Raw genomic sequence first — 15422 nt, forward strand, 5'->3', positions numbered from 1 at the left:
TCAAGGAATGGGTTCCATGAGCTGAATTTTAACATGGGATTCATATCACAAAATGATCCGTGCTACGTTTTCATGATAAGTTGGAGGGCTACATGCATAGTGTAGGTTACTCTGCTTCCTCCAATACAAATGTGGCCGTAGCAGCAGGTTGTCCATTAACGACAATCGTTAGCGTATGCAAACCAGCGTAATGTTTTCTCGTTGTAATGACTTTGAACGATTGCTTCGTTGCAATCTTGGTTCTTCCGGTAGGGAAGGTTTTGTCAGAGCATTTGAACCGTTTGGGTGCCTGCTTGCCATTTGCTTTCATATATCCGATTTCATATTCGATCCGCAGCATCTGTGACTGACCACTTTCATTAACGACATCAAAGGAAAAATGAAGATCTTCCCCGATGGCAACGGTATCTCTTGCAAGCTGAAGATGCTCGATATGTGTCGCATCCTGCTCGACATAACCAAAGAGACTCAGCGCCTTCGGATGTCCCTTTTTCAGTAATGAGCGGCTTGCATGACGAACGATCCAGTCCGTATGTTCATGTTGTCCGTACCAGCTTGTGGCCAAATCCAGGACCAGTTCAGGATGGTCTTTCGAGATGTCGTTCAGGTGATTGGCTACACTTTTCCGGACATACAGGGACTCGTCCTGCTTCAATTCATGCAGAATGGGAAGCACTGGTGTTGGATCGGTGATGAACCCCCGAAGTTTGGAGCCCCATGGAAGACGTGGACGGCTGCCTTCACTTGCAAGCCTGCGTATATGTTCACTGGGACTTCCCGTCCATTCCATCATGCGTTTCATCGTTTCGATCGGGTATCGTTCAATAAACGGGCGTACCGCGAACTCGGAACTGGAATAAGGTGTGAAGAGGGTCAAGTACTTCATGGATAGTTCGTAGTTGTCCGGCGCAAGTCCGTTGACTTCAATAAAATCGGGAACGAACAGATACTCGACCCCTCGCATCTGTGGTGCTGCCTGCTCAATCACGTGTAATGCCTCTTCATAGTTGTCAGGGAGAACTTCGGTCAATGCCGACGTAATGCGGCGGATCCGAGCTTTGAATTCCAGCTCTCCCCAGCCTTCGGCAAATACAAGTTCACGAAATTGCTGCTTGTCCAACTTGGGGTAGAATTGGTGTAACCATTCTCCTGTCCGGTCGATTAATGCGGGAGTATATTTATCTTTAAACAGTTCCATAATCCGCCTCCTTTATCTATAACTCAGTATACCTCAATTCACGGGAATAAGAACATAGGTTCTCAAAAAAGGTTATGAATATTCTCTTATATGAACGAATGAGTGGATTAAAGGGGAGAGTAGGATGGAAGTGGATTAAGGCACCCTCTTATGTAAGAGGGCGCCTGGGAAAAGTGTTAGAGCTTTTTGCTTTTTTTGGGACGACGTTTGGTAGAATTGGATTTATTCCGGCCAGTTTTACTATTCGTGTTCCGTTTGCGCGGAGCAGCGGTCGCTTTTTTACGGCGTTTGCGTGAGCGAGGTGGCGAATACTCCTCATAATCTTTATCCGCAACACTGCTTCCTTTTTTTCCTTTTCCAAAAGGCAGAATCCCCATCACCAGTTTCATCATGGGTGCCATCTGCTGGAATCCGCCAACGACCTTTTGCATTTTGCCGATTCCATTCATGATCCCGTCAATTCCACCGAAGCGGTCGATCATTCCTTTCAGTTCTCCGATGTTGGCCAGGGAAAAGCCTGAGGAAGACGCAGGCGCTTCCACCGAAACAGGGGGAGCAACAGGAGCTCCCCCGCCGAAAAAGTTTCCACCGGGTCCCCCCGGACCACCTGGACTATAAGGCACAAGTCCGGATGCTTCAACCTCTTGGAATTGAGGGTAGTAAGGCTCTACTCCAGGATACATGGGTGGAACCTGAGCTTCATTCAATGCCCGTGGCGGCGTATAGGCAGTAGTATGGGCCTGCCGTTGCGTATGGGAAGACGGACGCTGCCGTGGAGCGGGCTGGCGGTGATAATAATGCTGTGGCATGAACTATCACGTTCCTTCTATGTTGGATTTCGGAATTGCGTTCCTTCAGCTGCTGGACGTGCATAACAGACCGAGGTGGAACTCCCTTTTGCTATACTGTATGTCATTAGCGGAGAGACGGCGTAGGCGGGTATCCCGTAAAACGGGATATTTGCGGATTTGGGCGCAGGAGAGTATGATAGGTTCGCAGTGGAATTATATGGTTTGGACACAAAATTGTCACATTTTAAACATAATAATTCCTACATAATTAATCGGGAATATACGGTGAAAAATGGGATAAATCGAGAGATAGAGGGGTATTGTGCGCGCACGGAGGACATTAATGTTATATGAAAGCGGTAACATGTATTTTTATTCTGTAGTGCGTGAAATCGTTAACGCTTGAAATACCAACTCAGGCTGGGTACAATGAAGGTACACAGTAACCGCTAGGGGATGATGATGAAATGCAGCTGAAAAAGCTAAATGATAAAAGCATTGAACAATTATTTGAGGCTATTTTGACTCTGAAAGATATTGAAGAGTGTTATGTGTTTTTTGATGACCTCTGCACGGTAAACGAGATTCAATCCATGTCCCAGCGGCTGGAAGTAGCACGTATGCTTGGCAAAGGAAATACCTATAACCAGATTGAAGCTGAGACAGGTGCAAGTACAGCCACGATCTCTCGTGTAAAACGCTGCCTGAACTATGGTAATGACGGTTATAAAATGACGCTGGAACGCCTGGGACGTTAAGGATGAAGAAGCCGGGTGTACTCATCATTAGTCACGGTTCTCAGGAGAAGACCTGGGTAGAATCCGTCGATGACGCGATCTCCCGGTTGAATCTACCTGAATCTTTGCCCATTGAAGCCGGGTTTCTTGAACTGGTGGAAGGACGCCTGATCCAGGACGGTATCAACCGACTGGAAGCACAGGACGTAACTGATATATTGGTCGTACCTCTGTTTGTTTCGTCCGGTAGTACACATGTGGATGAGATTGAGTATGCCATCGGTGCCAAAGACGCTCCGGAGCGTGAGACTGATCTGGAACCATTCGAGGTAAATGCACAAATTCACTTCGGTTATCCTGTGGATAACGACCCGGATATTGCGGTTATGGTCTGGGACAAGGTAAAGGCCCTGTCGCAGCAACCAGAACAGGAGACGATCCTGTTAGTCGGACATGGGAGTATTCACGATGGATTCCGTCAGCGCTGGGAAGCGGGCATTTCTTCACTCGCACAGCGGGTGCAGGAAGTCAGCGGTGTTGCTCATACCGATTATGCGCTGCTAAATCCGGATAGTGTGTACGACAAGGCGAAATACTGGAGTGAAGAGCGGGGGAGCCGGGTTGTTGTGGCGCCGTTGTTTTTGAGTGCCGGTTATTTCACCATGAAGGTGATCCCGCGCCGATTGAAGGAACTGGATTACGCATATAGTGGTGAGACGCTGCTTCCACATCCGCTATTAGGAACGTGGCTGGAGCGCCAAATTCAACGTTTACTGGAAAGATGTAATGAGGTTAAGGTTTAGGAGAGGGAAAACAGGTCGCTACCAGCGATTATTCCCGTTAGTTCTAACAATAGCTTAAACACAAACGGCAGAGATGCCGTTTTTTTGTTTTTATATGTATTTTAGACAAAACACGCCGAATCAGGCGTGTTTTTTTAGGTTTGGCAAAGCTCCTCTCATTATTGAACGAGGCGAAGGCGTCATACTGTATGACGTCCAGGGGGGAGTCGCAGCAACATATGATCTCCTGTTCATTCAATCCGTAGCTACTTGTTTACCCTATACCTGAGAAGGAAGAATCAGATGAAGCTCCAGCAAAGACATCAGTTCTTCGACAATCTCCTGTGCCGGATAAGGCATGGAATTCATGATCCACCATTCCAGCAGCCCAGCGGCGGCAGAAGCCAGAAATTGTACAGTGATCTCCCGATTGATACCTTTGTGAATGCCGCACGCATCAACCTGCTCTTCCACTCCCTGAATCAGGATGTTCATCAGCCGGTTTCGAAAAGCAGGAATGCCTTTTTGGGTTAATAGGGTGGTATAAACGGGGGCGTGCAGCTCCAGGTAACGGAAGGTGCGGAGCAACGCGTCCTTGATGGTTATGGGCGTTGTAGGACTCTCCACCATACAGCTCTCCACCAGCTGCTGCAAATACGTCTCAATGCTTTGATCCAGCAGATCGAACTTGTCCGTGTAGTGCAAATAGACGGTACCACGGTTCACATTGGCCCGATCAGCAATCTCATTAATCGTAATTTGCTCGAAATCCTGCTCTTCCAACAATCCGATAAAGGCATCGGTTATGGCTTTTCTTGTTTTAACTACTCGTCTGTCCATGGCTCCTCCTTTGATGTTTTCAACAATATGGCTCCATTCGTTGATTATTCAACAATAACGGATATTTTAGTGATTGAAGCGTTGCAGATGCTTTGTTACTCTTATTTTATCAACAAATGTTGATAAAGCAACGAATATCCATAAAAATTTGAAATAGAGGGATAACTAATGAATATATTAGTGTATGGGGCAGGTGTTCTGGGCAGTCAGTTGGCGCAGGTTCTGGTACGCGGGGGAAATGACGTCACCATTCTGGCTAGAGGGAAGCGGGCAGAGGAACTGGAGAGAGATGGTATTGTCATTCGTCATGTGTTCCAGTTTAAAACGACCGTTGATCCGGTTCGGGTAACAAGAACACTGGAAGAGAATGATGAATATGATCTTATTTTCGTGGTTATGAAGTATAACGATTTTCCATCAGTACTGCCTATATTAGCGGCCAATCAGAGCAGGAATGTGGTAATTGTCGGTAACAATGCAGATGCACGAAGCATGCAACTCTTTTTGGAGGAAAACAGCAAGGTAGAAAAAAGGATAGCGTTTGGTTTCCAGGTCAGCGGTGGGCGGCGGCAAGAAGACCGGATGTTATCTATTGGTGGAGCAAGAGGGCAAATGGTAATTGGTGGGCTGGACGGTGAGATTGCCTTTAAATCGATACTGGATCAAGCTTTTGAGAAGACGAAATACAAGTTGAATTACCTGGACGATATCGATGCCTGGCTGAAAAGCCATATTGTGCCCATTCTGATGCTTAATGCGGTGAGCTTTAATGAGAAGCGTGAGATGATCCAGCTGGACGGGAACAGAAAGCAACTCCAGCATATGATTGGGGCGATGGATGAGGGCTTTAGCGTGCTTGAGGCTATGGGCATAACGATTATACCGGAGATTCAGGCCAAACTGATTCGCAAACATCAACGGATGTTTTACCTTCTGTTGAAGATGTATAGTATGCTTCCGATCTATAAACTGGTTGCGGGTTCCTTTGGAGAGATCGAGGCGTTAGATAATGCATTTACCGATTGGAAAAAGGCTACCCGCACGCCTACTCCTCATTGGGATGTGCTCAAAAAAGAATATTCTAATCTCAAATGAGATGACTATTGCTCAAAGTCCCCATACCGACTACAATTAAACCAACTAATAAAATGGGGATAAGGAGATATGTAGATGCGGGAAGTGCCTATGCGCTATGTCAAAGCGAACCAGATTGGGATTGTGCTATTTGTTGTCCTGTCATTTCTGTTCAACCAGCCGTTAATTCTGGGAGCATTATGGATCATTCAAGTTGTCGGTCTGGCATCCGGAGGCAAGCTTAATCTGTTTGTGCAGATTGGGAAGGCCGTGTTAACTGGAAAAGGGACAGAGACACAGGCAGTGGAACTGCAACGCTTCAACAATGTTCTGGCCGTATTGTTTCTCACGCTGGCACTTGTCTCATTCGGCCTTGGTTGGCAGGTAGCAGGTTATATTTTCTCGTCGATGCTTCTCCTCGCTGCAAGTGCCGCATTGCTCGGTTATTGTGTGGGCTGCACCGTATATTTTTGGTATAAACAGCTCCGTGCTGGCAGAAAAATTGGCTTCTAAACTAAATGTAGTTGCAAAAGCAATCCCCTCCAAGTTCTGTGTCTACTTGAAGGGGATTTTACTTTTTTTTCAAAAGAGGATGGCGGTTAATTCTGTTCTCTGCACGAAGCATGTATTCAAATGGAGAGAGAAAGACCTTTTTATCTAAACCAGGCCTTGTTTAAATTGTTCGTAAAATTGCTGTCGTTCAACGGAACATTGGCACTGCCAAAATCGGTCGTATTCAGCGCATTGCGGGCCGCAGACGTCAGATTATCCCAACCGATCAAAGGCTGCATTCCACCGACGGTTCCAGTAACACCAAGCTCATGGTTTAGAGGCCAGGTACTGTTGTAACTAATCAAAGGATTTGTACCGTTCAGGTTCGTGTTACTTGGTGCAACATTCGTGAACTGCCCATGTCCTGAATAGGCGATGGAGAGGATTTGAGGATTTTGTGCTGCGGGATTGTCTACCCATACAACGATACCTTCCCAGTCATGACGATGGCCGAGGCCGGAGGAAGGGGAGTCTTTCGGGAAATACCACGCGTACATAATAGCCCATACGCCATTATGCCATGCCGAACGGGAGTACACTTGGCCTGTGCTTGAGCTGCAATTTCCACTAGGTGAACCGGAGGTCTGCAAGCCTGCATTGGTATTGCCCTGTTGATCCACAGCGGGGAATGGAACACATCCATGGTAGACTTTTAAGTAGGGTTGGAAACGCTTGGCTGCGATTTGCGTGACTGTGACGGGACTTACTTCCTGGAATCCGACAACCTGATCATGGTTAATCACTGCCGCTTCAACGTCTGTGACAAAGGGAATACAGGCCAAGAGCGAAACCATAAGCAATACTACGAGTTTTTTCATTCGGTGATCTCCTTCATGGGTATGATAATGGAATGTGTTGAGGATGCACTAAGACTATATTGGAAAAGGTTTCATTTTATTTGTCATCTTGTTCGGATTTTTGTAAATTTTTTGCAGGATATGTTGTTCTCATGATTTGAGAAGGTATAAGACTATTTCCGGCCCAAGCGGGCAGAATGGTGATGGATGGTTATAATTTACAGTAAATCCATAGAATTAGATTCAAGAGGAGTGCCAGAGGTTTATTTTGTAAAGGATAGACAAGTTCGGAAGTGAACAGAAAGTATGTTGTCATTGCTGGAATAAGGTAATTCTTGAGGGTTTATCGTTATTGTTATCCAGGTGTAAAATTTCGTTATAATCAATATGAAAATAATTACTTATGTATTACAGGCTAGGACATCTTCACATTTGATGATATGATAGTACATAAAGGCTTTGGAATGAGACGGAATTCCTTATGCATATATATAAGTAGAGAAAAGTGTTGGGGCAGGATTAACGGACGTGAGTCATTGTGTAAAATGATGCCCGACTACGGTCACTCTCAGATAGTAAGAAAATGAGGTCGTTCAGACTCATGGATAATGTGGAATAGGTGGCGTATGAGATGAAAAAAGCTCGCTTGATATATAATCCGACTTCAGGCCGGGAAGAAATGAAGAAACGTCTGGCTGATATTTTGCAGCGTTTGGATCAAGGTGGTATTGAAGCCTCGTGTCACGCAACAACCGGTGAGGGAGATGCAACCCGGGAAGCGGAGCTGGCGATTGAACGTGGATATGACATGATCATTGCCGCTGGCGGCGACGGTACATTGTATGAAGTCATTAACGGTATGGCCGAGCGGGAGAATCGTCCTCCGCTGGGTGTATTTCCGTTGGGAACGACCAATGATTTTGCGCGTGCGCTGGGTATTCCGAGGCAGTGGGAAGATTACGTGGATCTGGTCATCAACCAGCAGCTTCGTCCGCTCGATCTGGGCAAGGCGAATGATAAATATTTTATCAATATTGCAGGCGGGGGTTCGTTAACCGAACTGACCTATGAGGTGCCAAGCCGTCTGAAAACGATGATTGGGCAACTGGCCTACTATATGAAGGGTATTGAAAAAATGGCGAGCCTGTCTCCGCAGGAATTGGTTATCCGTGCCGCGGGTCAGGAAGAAATTCATGATGAATTCATGCTGTTCCTCATTGCCAATACGAACTCCGTTGGAGGCTTCGAGAAGCTGGCTCCGGGTGCGACCATTGATGATGGTCTGTTCGATGTGATCGGTGTGCGCAAATGTAATCTGGCTGACATGATTCGCCTCGTAACCCTTGCGCTGCGTGGTGAACATCTGAACGACAAGAAGGTCGTTCATTTCCAAACGGATTATATGGAAGTAACGTCGCCGGGCTATGTACAGTTGAACCTGGATGGCGAGCTGGGCGGCACATTGCCTGCGACATTCAAGAACCTGCGTCATCACCTGATGTTGTATCGTTAAGCGTAGTATGGATCGGGGAGAAAATGTGATTTCCTGTTGCCGTGTGCAGTGGGATCACGTATAATCTCATGGTGCCTGAAAATGAATGGAATCTCCCTTGAACAAGGGATGAACATATATGAAGAAAGAAGTGAATGTACGTTGTCTAATACGAACCGCAGCGGTCGTGGAAAAAACCGCCGGAATTCGGCTGCCTCACAGGGGCAAGGGAATGCTTCAGCATCCCGCCAGCCGAGCAAATCATCTCGTCCATCTACACGTCAGCAAGGGAAAGAGGTGCGGCCACAAGGCGCATCTCTTTCTGCCGTTCGTCCGAAGGGACGGGAACGTGAATCTGCACCAATCGAAGGACTTCCTGTAAGCAAAAATGAAGAGACCGTCATCGATATCATCGGCATGAACCATGACGGTGAAGGTGTCGGCCGTGCCAATGGATACACGCTGTTCGTGCAAGGTGCGCTTCCGGGCGAAACTGTACGCGTGCGCGTGATGAAGACCAAGAAGCAGTACGGCTACGCCAAACTGCTGGAGATTGTGAAGGCGAGTCCGGATCGAGTGTCCGCGCCTTGCCCGATCTACGATCAGTGCGGCGGCTGCCAGATCCAGCATATGAGCTACGCTGGACAGCTTGCGTGGAAACGCCAGCTGGTGGTGGACAATTTGCAGCGGATCGGCAAGCTGAATGTGTTGGTGGAGGATGCGGAAGGTGCCGAGCAACAGGGCATTCGTGTGCTGCCTACCATGGGCATGGACGAGCCATGGCGCTATCGCAACAAGGCACAGGTGCCTATCGGTGCAGCCGAGGGCGGCTTGGTGGGTGGTTTTTACGCCAAAGGGAGCCATCGGATCATCGACATGGACACCTGCTTGATTCAGCATGAGCACAATGACGAAGTGGTTGCGAAGGTCAAGGAGATCGGCAGTCATTTTGGAATCAGTGCCTATAACGAAGAGACAGGCCGCGGCCTACTGCGTCATGTGGTTGTGAAGAAGGCGTTCCGTACAGGTGAGATGATGCTCGTTCTCGTCACCAATGGCCGCGACATCCCACACAAGGATGCATGGATCGGTAGTATCCGTGAAGCGATTCCGCATGTGGCGAGCATCTGCCAGAACGTAAACAAGAAACAGACCAACGTCATCTTTGGCGATGAGACCCGCGTTCTCTGGGGACGTGATGTAATCTATGATTATATCGGGGATGTGCAGTTTGCCATCTCGGCACGTTCGTTCTACCAGGTGAATCCGGTGCAGACGGAAGTGCTTTATGGGAAGACGGTGGAGTACGCAGGACTGAGTGGTAAAGAGACCGTCATTGATGCCTATTGCGGCATCGGAACGATTTCTCTTTTCCTCGCGCAACATGCGGATCAGGTGTACGGGGTGGAGATTGTGCCTGAAGCGATCGAGGATGCGCGTAGCAATGCGCTGCTAAATGAGATGAAGAACGTGAAATTCGAAGTGGGTGCATCCGAAGATGTAATCCCACGTTGGAAAGAGCAAGGCATCGAAGCAGATGTCATCGTCGTCGATCCACCGCGTAAAGGCTGCGATCCACGTTTGCTGGATACAATCCTGGAGATGAAGCCGGAGCGCGTGGTGTATGTGAGTTGTAATCCGAGTACCTTGGCACGTGATCTGCGATTATTGGAGGATGGCGGTTATCGGACGGTTGAGGTAACCCCAGTGGACATGTTCCCGCATACGGTTCATGTGGAGTGCTGTTCACTGTTAGTCAGGAAAGACTAATAGTTTAGGTGTATTGGCGTATACAGCAGAGCGGGGGAAACCCCGCTTCTTTTTTTAATTTTTCGCGTTTATTCGATGAGACTAGTAGGAAGATACTAGGAACTTGTCGAAAGATAAAAAAAAATTTAGTGATTCTTTATATTGCTGAGATATCAAATTTTAAAATATGTATTCAACAAAAATGAAATTTACTCATTCTTAGTCAGGAAAGACTAATGGTTGAGATGTATCGGTGAGACATAATAGGGACACTTAATGTTTATGATCATACGATAGATGGCGGTTGAGAACCTTGGGTATCCTCTTTATCTAGTTCTCCTTAGTGTTCAATTCTTGGGGATTTAATATTATTAGAATTGATAGGGCTACAAATAACATTTGCTCAGTATACTTCCTAGTAACACAAAAAAAGCACCCATCTTCTAAAAGGGTGCTTGTTAATTATTTATAGATCTATCTCAAACAATCGGAAGTTAGTGCTTAAGTAATTGATAAGCTTCACTACAACTAAAGCAATAAACCCTGTTACAGTTGCTACGTCTCCTACCATAGACACCACCTCCCGAATGCCAGCTATTACGCCTTGTCCGCTATTGACATTAGCTTAACAATCTTCCGATTGCTGAGACCGGACATTAAAAATATATCATACTCGCAGTTCGCGTTTCAAATAGTTCATTAAAGAACTGACTGTATAAATATCCTTCGTATTCTTCTCCTTCAGAATTTTTAGTCCTTTTATTAGACTTTCTTCTGAAAATGTTTCTAACAAGATCTTTAAGTTCAGGTGATTAAGTTTTTTAGTGCTCAAATGCAAAACTTTATAGGTCGATATAAAGGAATTACCAATTAAGTCATCAAGACTCGTCTGCAAGTCAGTACTGATTACAATTCTAGGGTATTCTTTTAATATGGTAATTTGAGGGTTACTTAAATCTAATGACCTCACATTATCGAAGTTCATATTAACAAAAATAACAGTTTTAAAAGTAGCGCTCTTAAACTTGCAACTTTCTAATAAAGCACCCACAAAAATGGTATTCTTGAAATGCGCCCCCTCGAAATTACACTTCTTCAGGTTTGTACCAAGAAATTCTACCCCATTAAATTTACACTTTTTGAAACTGCTCGAAGTAATTATTGCACCTCTAAAGTTAACATGATTAAATTCGCTTCCTCTGAAGGAAGCCCTAAAAGACCTGCTCTTACAAAAATACTTATAGTTATATTTCTGTCCCAACTTTTGACCGTAAAATGTATTCAACTTAAATATAGTTCATTTTTTTTAACCACTTACTCCCCCCCCCATTCCAATTTAAGAGAACTTCCTTTACTTAATTTTTCATTATACTTCTACCCAGTGCCTAGAGAAAAGGCTGTTGAACATACCCTGAAGTTAAGGCTTGTCATACCCGCCTGAAATTTTTGCGAATATCTTCTGTACGCACAAAGAAAGCCCCAACCGTATCGGCGGGGGCAAAATAAGGAGCGTGTGATTCTATAATTAACATGAAGCTGCTAATATACCTGTCTTTCTATCAAAATTAAATGCTTTAGAAAGTACCCCTTTCCTGCATATGTCCTCCCCCAAAAAAAGACCTATAATTCTTAGATACCATCATTTCAGACCTCAATTGCCTTAGCTTGCCTTTGTCCCTACCTTTCGAAATATAAACAAATATTCACAACCCCTGCAATGACTTACTATGAACTTCTGTAACGCTTTACGTTCTTCTTGCTCAGTAGATTACATAATTTACCGTATTGTATGTAGACAATCATTGAAAGGAGTTGAAGGTAGTGGAACTACTACTGACAATGCAGGAAGCTAAAGAACTTTTGCGGGTTTCCTATCGAACATTACACCGTCTAGTCTCAAACGGCACTATCCCGTCTGTAAAGGTGGGGCGGGTTATCAGAATCCCGCAGGCGGCACTTAGGAAGTTCACCCTTGAAGATGGGGATAAGGAGGCATTTAGATACGGGAGGTGTATATGCGCGCTCGCTGGCTTGCAGATCAAGGAATTGAAGCTGTTCTCGTAAATCCTCACCTCGTCAAAAAGTATAGGGAGAACAGCGACAATACCCTTACCGTCGAACCAGGTGCTGACAGCAGCCAACCAGTGGAGAAAAAATAGTCGGGTCATAGATCGTAACAGAAAGGGACAGATACAAATATGAAATGAGGAAGCCTCCAAAATCTCAGTGAGAGTTGTGTTGGAGGCTATATTTTCTTATAATTCGTATTCCATAGTGCAAAAATCAAAAAAATGGCTCTAAAATAAACGGCATGAGGCAGGCTAAAAGATCCTATGGCTCCAGCCGTTAAGCTTGGCGAATGCCTCTACGAAGTAATAGTCTCCGTATATAAGCGATACGTTGATGTTGGCGTTCTGAGGCTTATGTCCGGTGCCTTGGAGAAGAATCGCTTCATGGTCCGGATTGTCCCAGGTCGCATAATGCTCGCTAAGTGAATACAGGATTCTCTCGGCAGCCGCGTTATAGATCCTGCGTTCCGCGGATGGAACCAGCTCAGCAAGTTCTAGCAGACCGGATGCTGCGATCGCGGCAGCGGAAGTATCGCGCGGCTCGTTTTCTATGTTTTCTACGCGGAAATCCCAATACGGCACATAATCTTCCGGCAGGGCAGCGACAAAGTAATGCGCTACCCGCTTTGCCGCGTGCAAATAACGCTCAAGTCCGGTGCATCGGTAAGCAATCGCGAGGCCATAAAGTGCCCAGGCATTGCCTCGGCTCCACGCCGAGGAGCCGGACAAGCCTTGACCGCCCAGCGGTTCAATAAACGCGCCCGTTTCTGGATCAAAAGATAAAATATGACATACCGAACCGTCCTCGCGAACGGCGTAACGGAGGAAGGTGTCCGCGTGACGTATCGCGATATGCTTGTAACGCGGGTCGCCGGTTGTGCGGCTTGCCCAGAACAACAGGGGGATATTCATCATGCAATCAACAATGGCCCAGCCGAGCGCCTCTTGCCCGTTCCACGCACGAATAAACTCGCCATTCACGTTGAAGCGTCCCGCGAGGAAGTTTGCCGCCTCCAAGCCGTTTCGCAGACCTTCCTGATCGCCCGTTAATTCGTATTTGATGACAGCAGTCGGCAGAAACTGAAAGCCGACATCGTGATGCAATTGTACGGGATGCTCGCGGAAGCAGCGCTGCAGCTTGGCGTCCCATTCCCAAGCAGCTGCCTTGAATGACTCTTTTCCTGTTGCATCATGCATAACCCAGAGCAGGCCGGGCCAGAAGCCGGACGTCCACCAGTTATCGTCTGTACTGTCATAGCTGCCGTTGGCTTTTGCCACATGGGGCGTTTTATCCCCAATTTGGTTTATCATGCGCTTTACCTTTTTGGTTAATTGCGCCAATGTTTTCTCTTTATATGCCTGATTCATTTTGTAGTAAGCCTCCTCGTTGACCCATGATTGTGGTTAAGCTGCTTGCTATCATTATAGTCTCTGACAAATGGGCAAAGTTACGCTACAATGGTTAAAAATGTTGTTCTGTTGACTTTGTTGACTTTGTTGAAATAAAGGGGTGCAGTCAGTGAAGGGGACGCTGTTTCAGGAAATGGACTACGGGGGACTATCTTTTCTTTGGTCGTACCGCAACTGGTCGCAGCAAGATTTCGAGGGGTATTATCATTGGCATCGGGGCTTCGAGGTGTTGGCTGTGCATCAGGGACACGGCTCGGTTACCGTCAATCAGAAGACGTACGAGCTTAAGCCCGGCATGCTGTTTTATTTCAAGCCCTATCAGCTGCATAATGTCTATGTGGAAGTGGATGAAAGCCGGCCTTATGAACGCAGCGTCTTTCATTTCGACCCTGTATTTATGAAGAGCTACTTAAAGCCGTTTCCGGCTCTATATGACGTCTATAAACGTATGCTTCAAGGGCTTATCGCTTTGCAGGGCATAGATATGTTCGATTGCAATGAAGAGTTGAATGCCGCTTGCTCCGCATTCCAGAATAGTCTGCTCGCTTCCTCCGCCAGCAGCAAGGATGAGCAGAGCGCGCTTTATTTGTTGAAGGTGCTGTCGTTAATTATACGAAAGGTTATTCCGGGGCCCAAGCAGGAGGAACATATGAAGCCGATTCGCCAATCGGAACGTGTTATGGTATGGATTGAACATCATTACGGGGAGCCCTTTCAGCTGGAGCTGCTTGCGGACGAGCTCCACATGTCAAAATCTTATTTGTCCCGGCTGTTTCGGCAAGAGACGGGTAGCAATATTACGGGCTATTTGACAGCCCGCAGAATGCAGCAGGCTTGCAGTCTGCTTCAAACGACGAACAAATCCGTAGAAGTGATTGGCGAGCAAGTAGGCTTTACAAGCACCTCTTATTTTATTAGCCTGTTCAAACGAATTATGGGCGTGTCTCCGCATCAATACCGCCTGAAGCTGTAGCGGGGAGCAGCGGTAATAGAATAGCTGCTTCGTTCCAATTAAGGATTCTCTGCCTTGTGAAGCCGGTTCCGAGCGCGGTATTTGCTGGGACTGGCGTGAAAATGAGCCCGGAAGGCGCGGCAGAAATAAGGATAGCTGCGAAACCCGGAGGCTTCGGCGATATCTTCCAGTTTCATGTCGCTGTATAGAATTCTCTCTGAGGCAATAGACAGCCTGATCTCAATGACATAACGCATTGGAGATTGCCCGAACGCTTGCTTGAACAAGTGGGAGGCTGTCGATACGCTGATGCCATAACGTTCTGCGATATGGCTCAGCGTCAGCGGCTCGGTAGCATGCTTCTCCAAATACTGCTTCATTTTGTAAGGAATGTTGAGCTCCGGCCTGGAGGCCGGAGCCGTCTGCTTCCGTACTACATACCTCTCGATAGTTAGACATAAAACTTTGATCAAGGCGTCCATCATTTCTGCATTTTCCCCATGAATATTCCGCTTCTCATACATTAGTTTTCTCCACAATGCCAAGAAGTCTTCCGTCGTATCCAGATGAACCTTGCTTGGAAAATCATTTCTGCTGCACCACTGCTGAACCCATGCCTGGCTGCAGAATAAGTAGTAATCGGCGCTCTCAATTGGCTGAGAGGCTTCAGTGTCTTTATCGGCCTCAACCACTAACCGGTAGTATTCTCCTGGCTTGCGGATGATCAGATCGCCGGGCTGCACAACATGTGACTCATTGTTAATCTCGACACGGCATGTTCCTTTTACCTGGAAGCGCAGGAGCAAGCGATTGTCGGCTGTGCCCTTTTGCAAGGAACCGGTGAATGGAGACGTATGATGAGAATAACCGATCAACAGGCAATCGATCCACGATGAGTCTATCATTTGCTGTCACCTCCAAGTGAGTAAACTATTTCTACTATCATCAATGTTGCAAAATAAGTCAACAAGCAGAGAAT

General features: G+C 46.6%; 16 protein-coding genes. 9 read left to right on the top strand and 7 right to left on the bottom strand.

Translation table 11 applies throughout. The annotated features are described in order from the left end of the window. Positions 1–106 precede the first annotated feature (106 nt). Positions 107–1198, bottom strand: a complete 1092-nt coding sequence (locus BMW94_RS21075) for a DNA alkylation repair protein (protein WP_091000892.1) — start codon at positions 1196–1198, stop codon at positions 107–109. A gap of 176 nt (positions 1199–1374) precedes the next feature. Next, complete coding sequence (locus BMW94_RS21080; protein WP_091000893.1) at positions 1375–2007, bottom strand: hypothetical protein; 633 nt, start codon at positions 2005–2007, stop codon at positions 1375–1377. A gap of 449 nt (positions 2008–2456) precedes the next feature. On the opposite strand from BMW94_RS21080, the gene BMW94_RS21085 reads away from it, so the two are divergent. Together BMW94_RS21085 and BMW94_RS21090 are read left to right on the top strand one after the other, a co-directional pair. Continuing rightward, positions 2457–2747, top strand: coding sequence for a YerC/YecD family TrpR-related protein (locus BMW94_RS21085; protein ID WP_017690665.1), 291 nt, complete (start codon positions 2457–2459; stop codon positions 2745–2747). A 2-nt stretch (positions 2748–2749) separates the two neighbouring features. Continuing rightward, positions 2750–3529, top strand: a complete 780-nt coding sequence (locus tag BMW94_RS21090) for a sirohydrochlorin chelatase (protein WP_091000894.1) — start codon at positions 2750–2752, stop codon at positions 3527–3529. 258 nt (positions 3530–3787) lie between these two features. On the opposite strand, the gene BMW94_RS21095 is transcribed toward BMW94_RS21090, so the two are convergent. Further along, entirely contained in the window at positions 3788–4348 is a 561-nt protein-coding gene (locus tag BMW94_RS21095; RefSeq protein WP_091000895.1) for a TetR/AcrR family transcriptional regulator, read from the bottom strand. A gap of 168 nt (positions 4349–4516) precedes the next feature. On the opposite strand from BMW94_RS21095, the gene BMW94_RS21100 reads away from it, so the two are divergent. Both BMW94_RS21100 and BMW94_RS21105 read left to right on the top strand, forming a co-directional pair. After that, complete coding sequence (locus tag BMW94_RS21100; RefSeq protein ID WP_091000896.1) at positions 4517–5443, top strand: ketopantoate reductase family protein; 927 nt, start codon at positions 4517–4519, stop codon at positions 5441–5443. A 75-nt stretch (positions 5444–5518) separates the two neighbouring features. Then, positions 5519–5935 (top strand): DUF4395 domain-containing protein, encoded by a 417-nt coding sequence (locus BMW94_RS21105; RefSeq protein WP_063568191.1) that lies wholly within the window; start codon positions 5519–5521, stop codon positions 5933–5935. 140 nt (positions 5936–6075) lie between these two features. Here the strand turns inward: BMW94_RS21105 and BMW94_RS21110 are convergent, their stop codons facing one another. Further along, positions 6076–6792: an NPP1 family protein gene (locus BMW94_RS21110; protein ID WP_091000897.1), complete on the bottom strand. Its 717-nt coding sequence runs from the start codon at positions 6790–6792 to the stop codon at positions 6076–6078. Positions 6793–7402: 610 nt separating this feature from the next. On the opposite strand from BMW94_RS21110, the gene BMW94_RS21115 reads away from it, so the two are divergent. Both BMW94_RS21115 and rlmD read left to right on the top strand, forming a co-directional pair. Then, entirely contained in the window at positions 7403–8284 is an 882-nt protein-coding gene (locus tag BMW94_RS21115; protein ID WP_063568189.1) for a diacylglycerol kinase, read from the top strand. 141 nt (positions 8285–8425) lie between these two features. Beyond that, a complete protein-coding gene (gene rlmD / locus BMW94_RS21120; protein WP_254790318.1) occupies positions 8426–10033 on the top strand; it encodes a 23S rRNA (uracil(1939)-C(5))-methyltransferase RlmD in 1608 nt (535 codons plus the stop codon). Positions 10034–10679: 646 nt separating this feature from the next. Here rlmD and BMW94_RS31355 read toward each other — a convergent pair. Beyond that, entirely contained in the window at positions 10680–11297 is a 618-nt protein-coding gene (locus BMW94_RS31355) for a pentapeptide repeat-containing protein (protein ID WP_175480790.1), read from the bottom strand. A gap of 554 nt (positions 11298–11851) precedes the next feature. Between BMW94_RS31355 and BMW94_RS31360 the strand changes: the two genes are divergently transcribed. Further along, positions 11852–12076, top strand: coding sequence for a helix-turn-helix domain-containing protein (locus tag BMW94_RS31360; RefSeq protein WP_139209381.1), 225 nt, complete (start codon positions 11852–11854; stop codon positions 12074–12076). Next, positions 12028–12171, top strand: coding sequence for a hypothetical protein (locus BMW94_RS30610; protein WP_175480787.1), 144 nt, complete (start codon positions 12028–12030; stop codon positions 12169–12171). Before BMW94_RS31360 ends, BMW94_RS30610 begins: the two co-directional genes overlap by 49 nt. 162 nt (positions 12172–12333) lie before the next feature. On the opposite strand, the gene BMW94_RS21135 is transcribed toward BMW94_RS30610, so the two are convergent. Further along, positions 12334–13449 (bottom strand): glycoside hydrolase family 88 protein, encoded by a 1116-nt coding sequence (locus BMW94_RS21135; RefSeq protein WP_091000900.1) that lies wholly within the window; start codon positions 13447–13449, stop codon positions 12334–12336. A gap of 151 nt (positions 13450–13600) precedes the next feature. On the opposite strand from BMW94_RS21135, the gene BMW94_RS21140 reads away from it, so the two are divergent. Beyond that, entirely contained in the window at positions 13601–14464 is an 864-nt protein-coding gene (locus BMW94_RS21140; protein WP_091000901.1) for an AraC family transcriptional regulator, read from the top strand. 38 nt (positions 14465–14502) lie between these two features. Here BMW94_RS21140 and BMW94_RS21145 read toward each other — a convergent pair whose 3' ends face one another. Further along, positions 14503–15348 carry an AraC family transcriptional regulator gene (locus tag BMW94_RS21145; RefSeq protein ID WP_091000902.1) on the bottom strand — a complete coding sequence of 282 codons (846 nt, stop codon included), beginning with the start codon at positions 15346–15348 and terminating at the stop codon, positions 14503–14505. Between the last annotated feature and the right edge of the window lie 74 nt (positions 15349–15422).

The sequence above is a fragment of the Paenibacillus sp. OK003 genome (assembly GCF_900109515.1).
In the GTDB taxonomy this organism is placed as follows: Bacteria; Bacillota; Bacilli; order Paenibacillales; family Paenibacillaceae; genus Paenibacillus; species Paenibacillus marchantiae.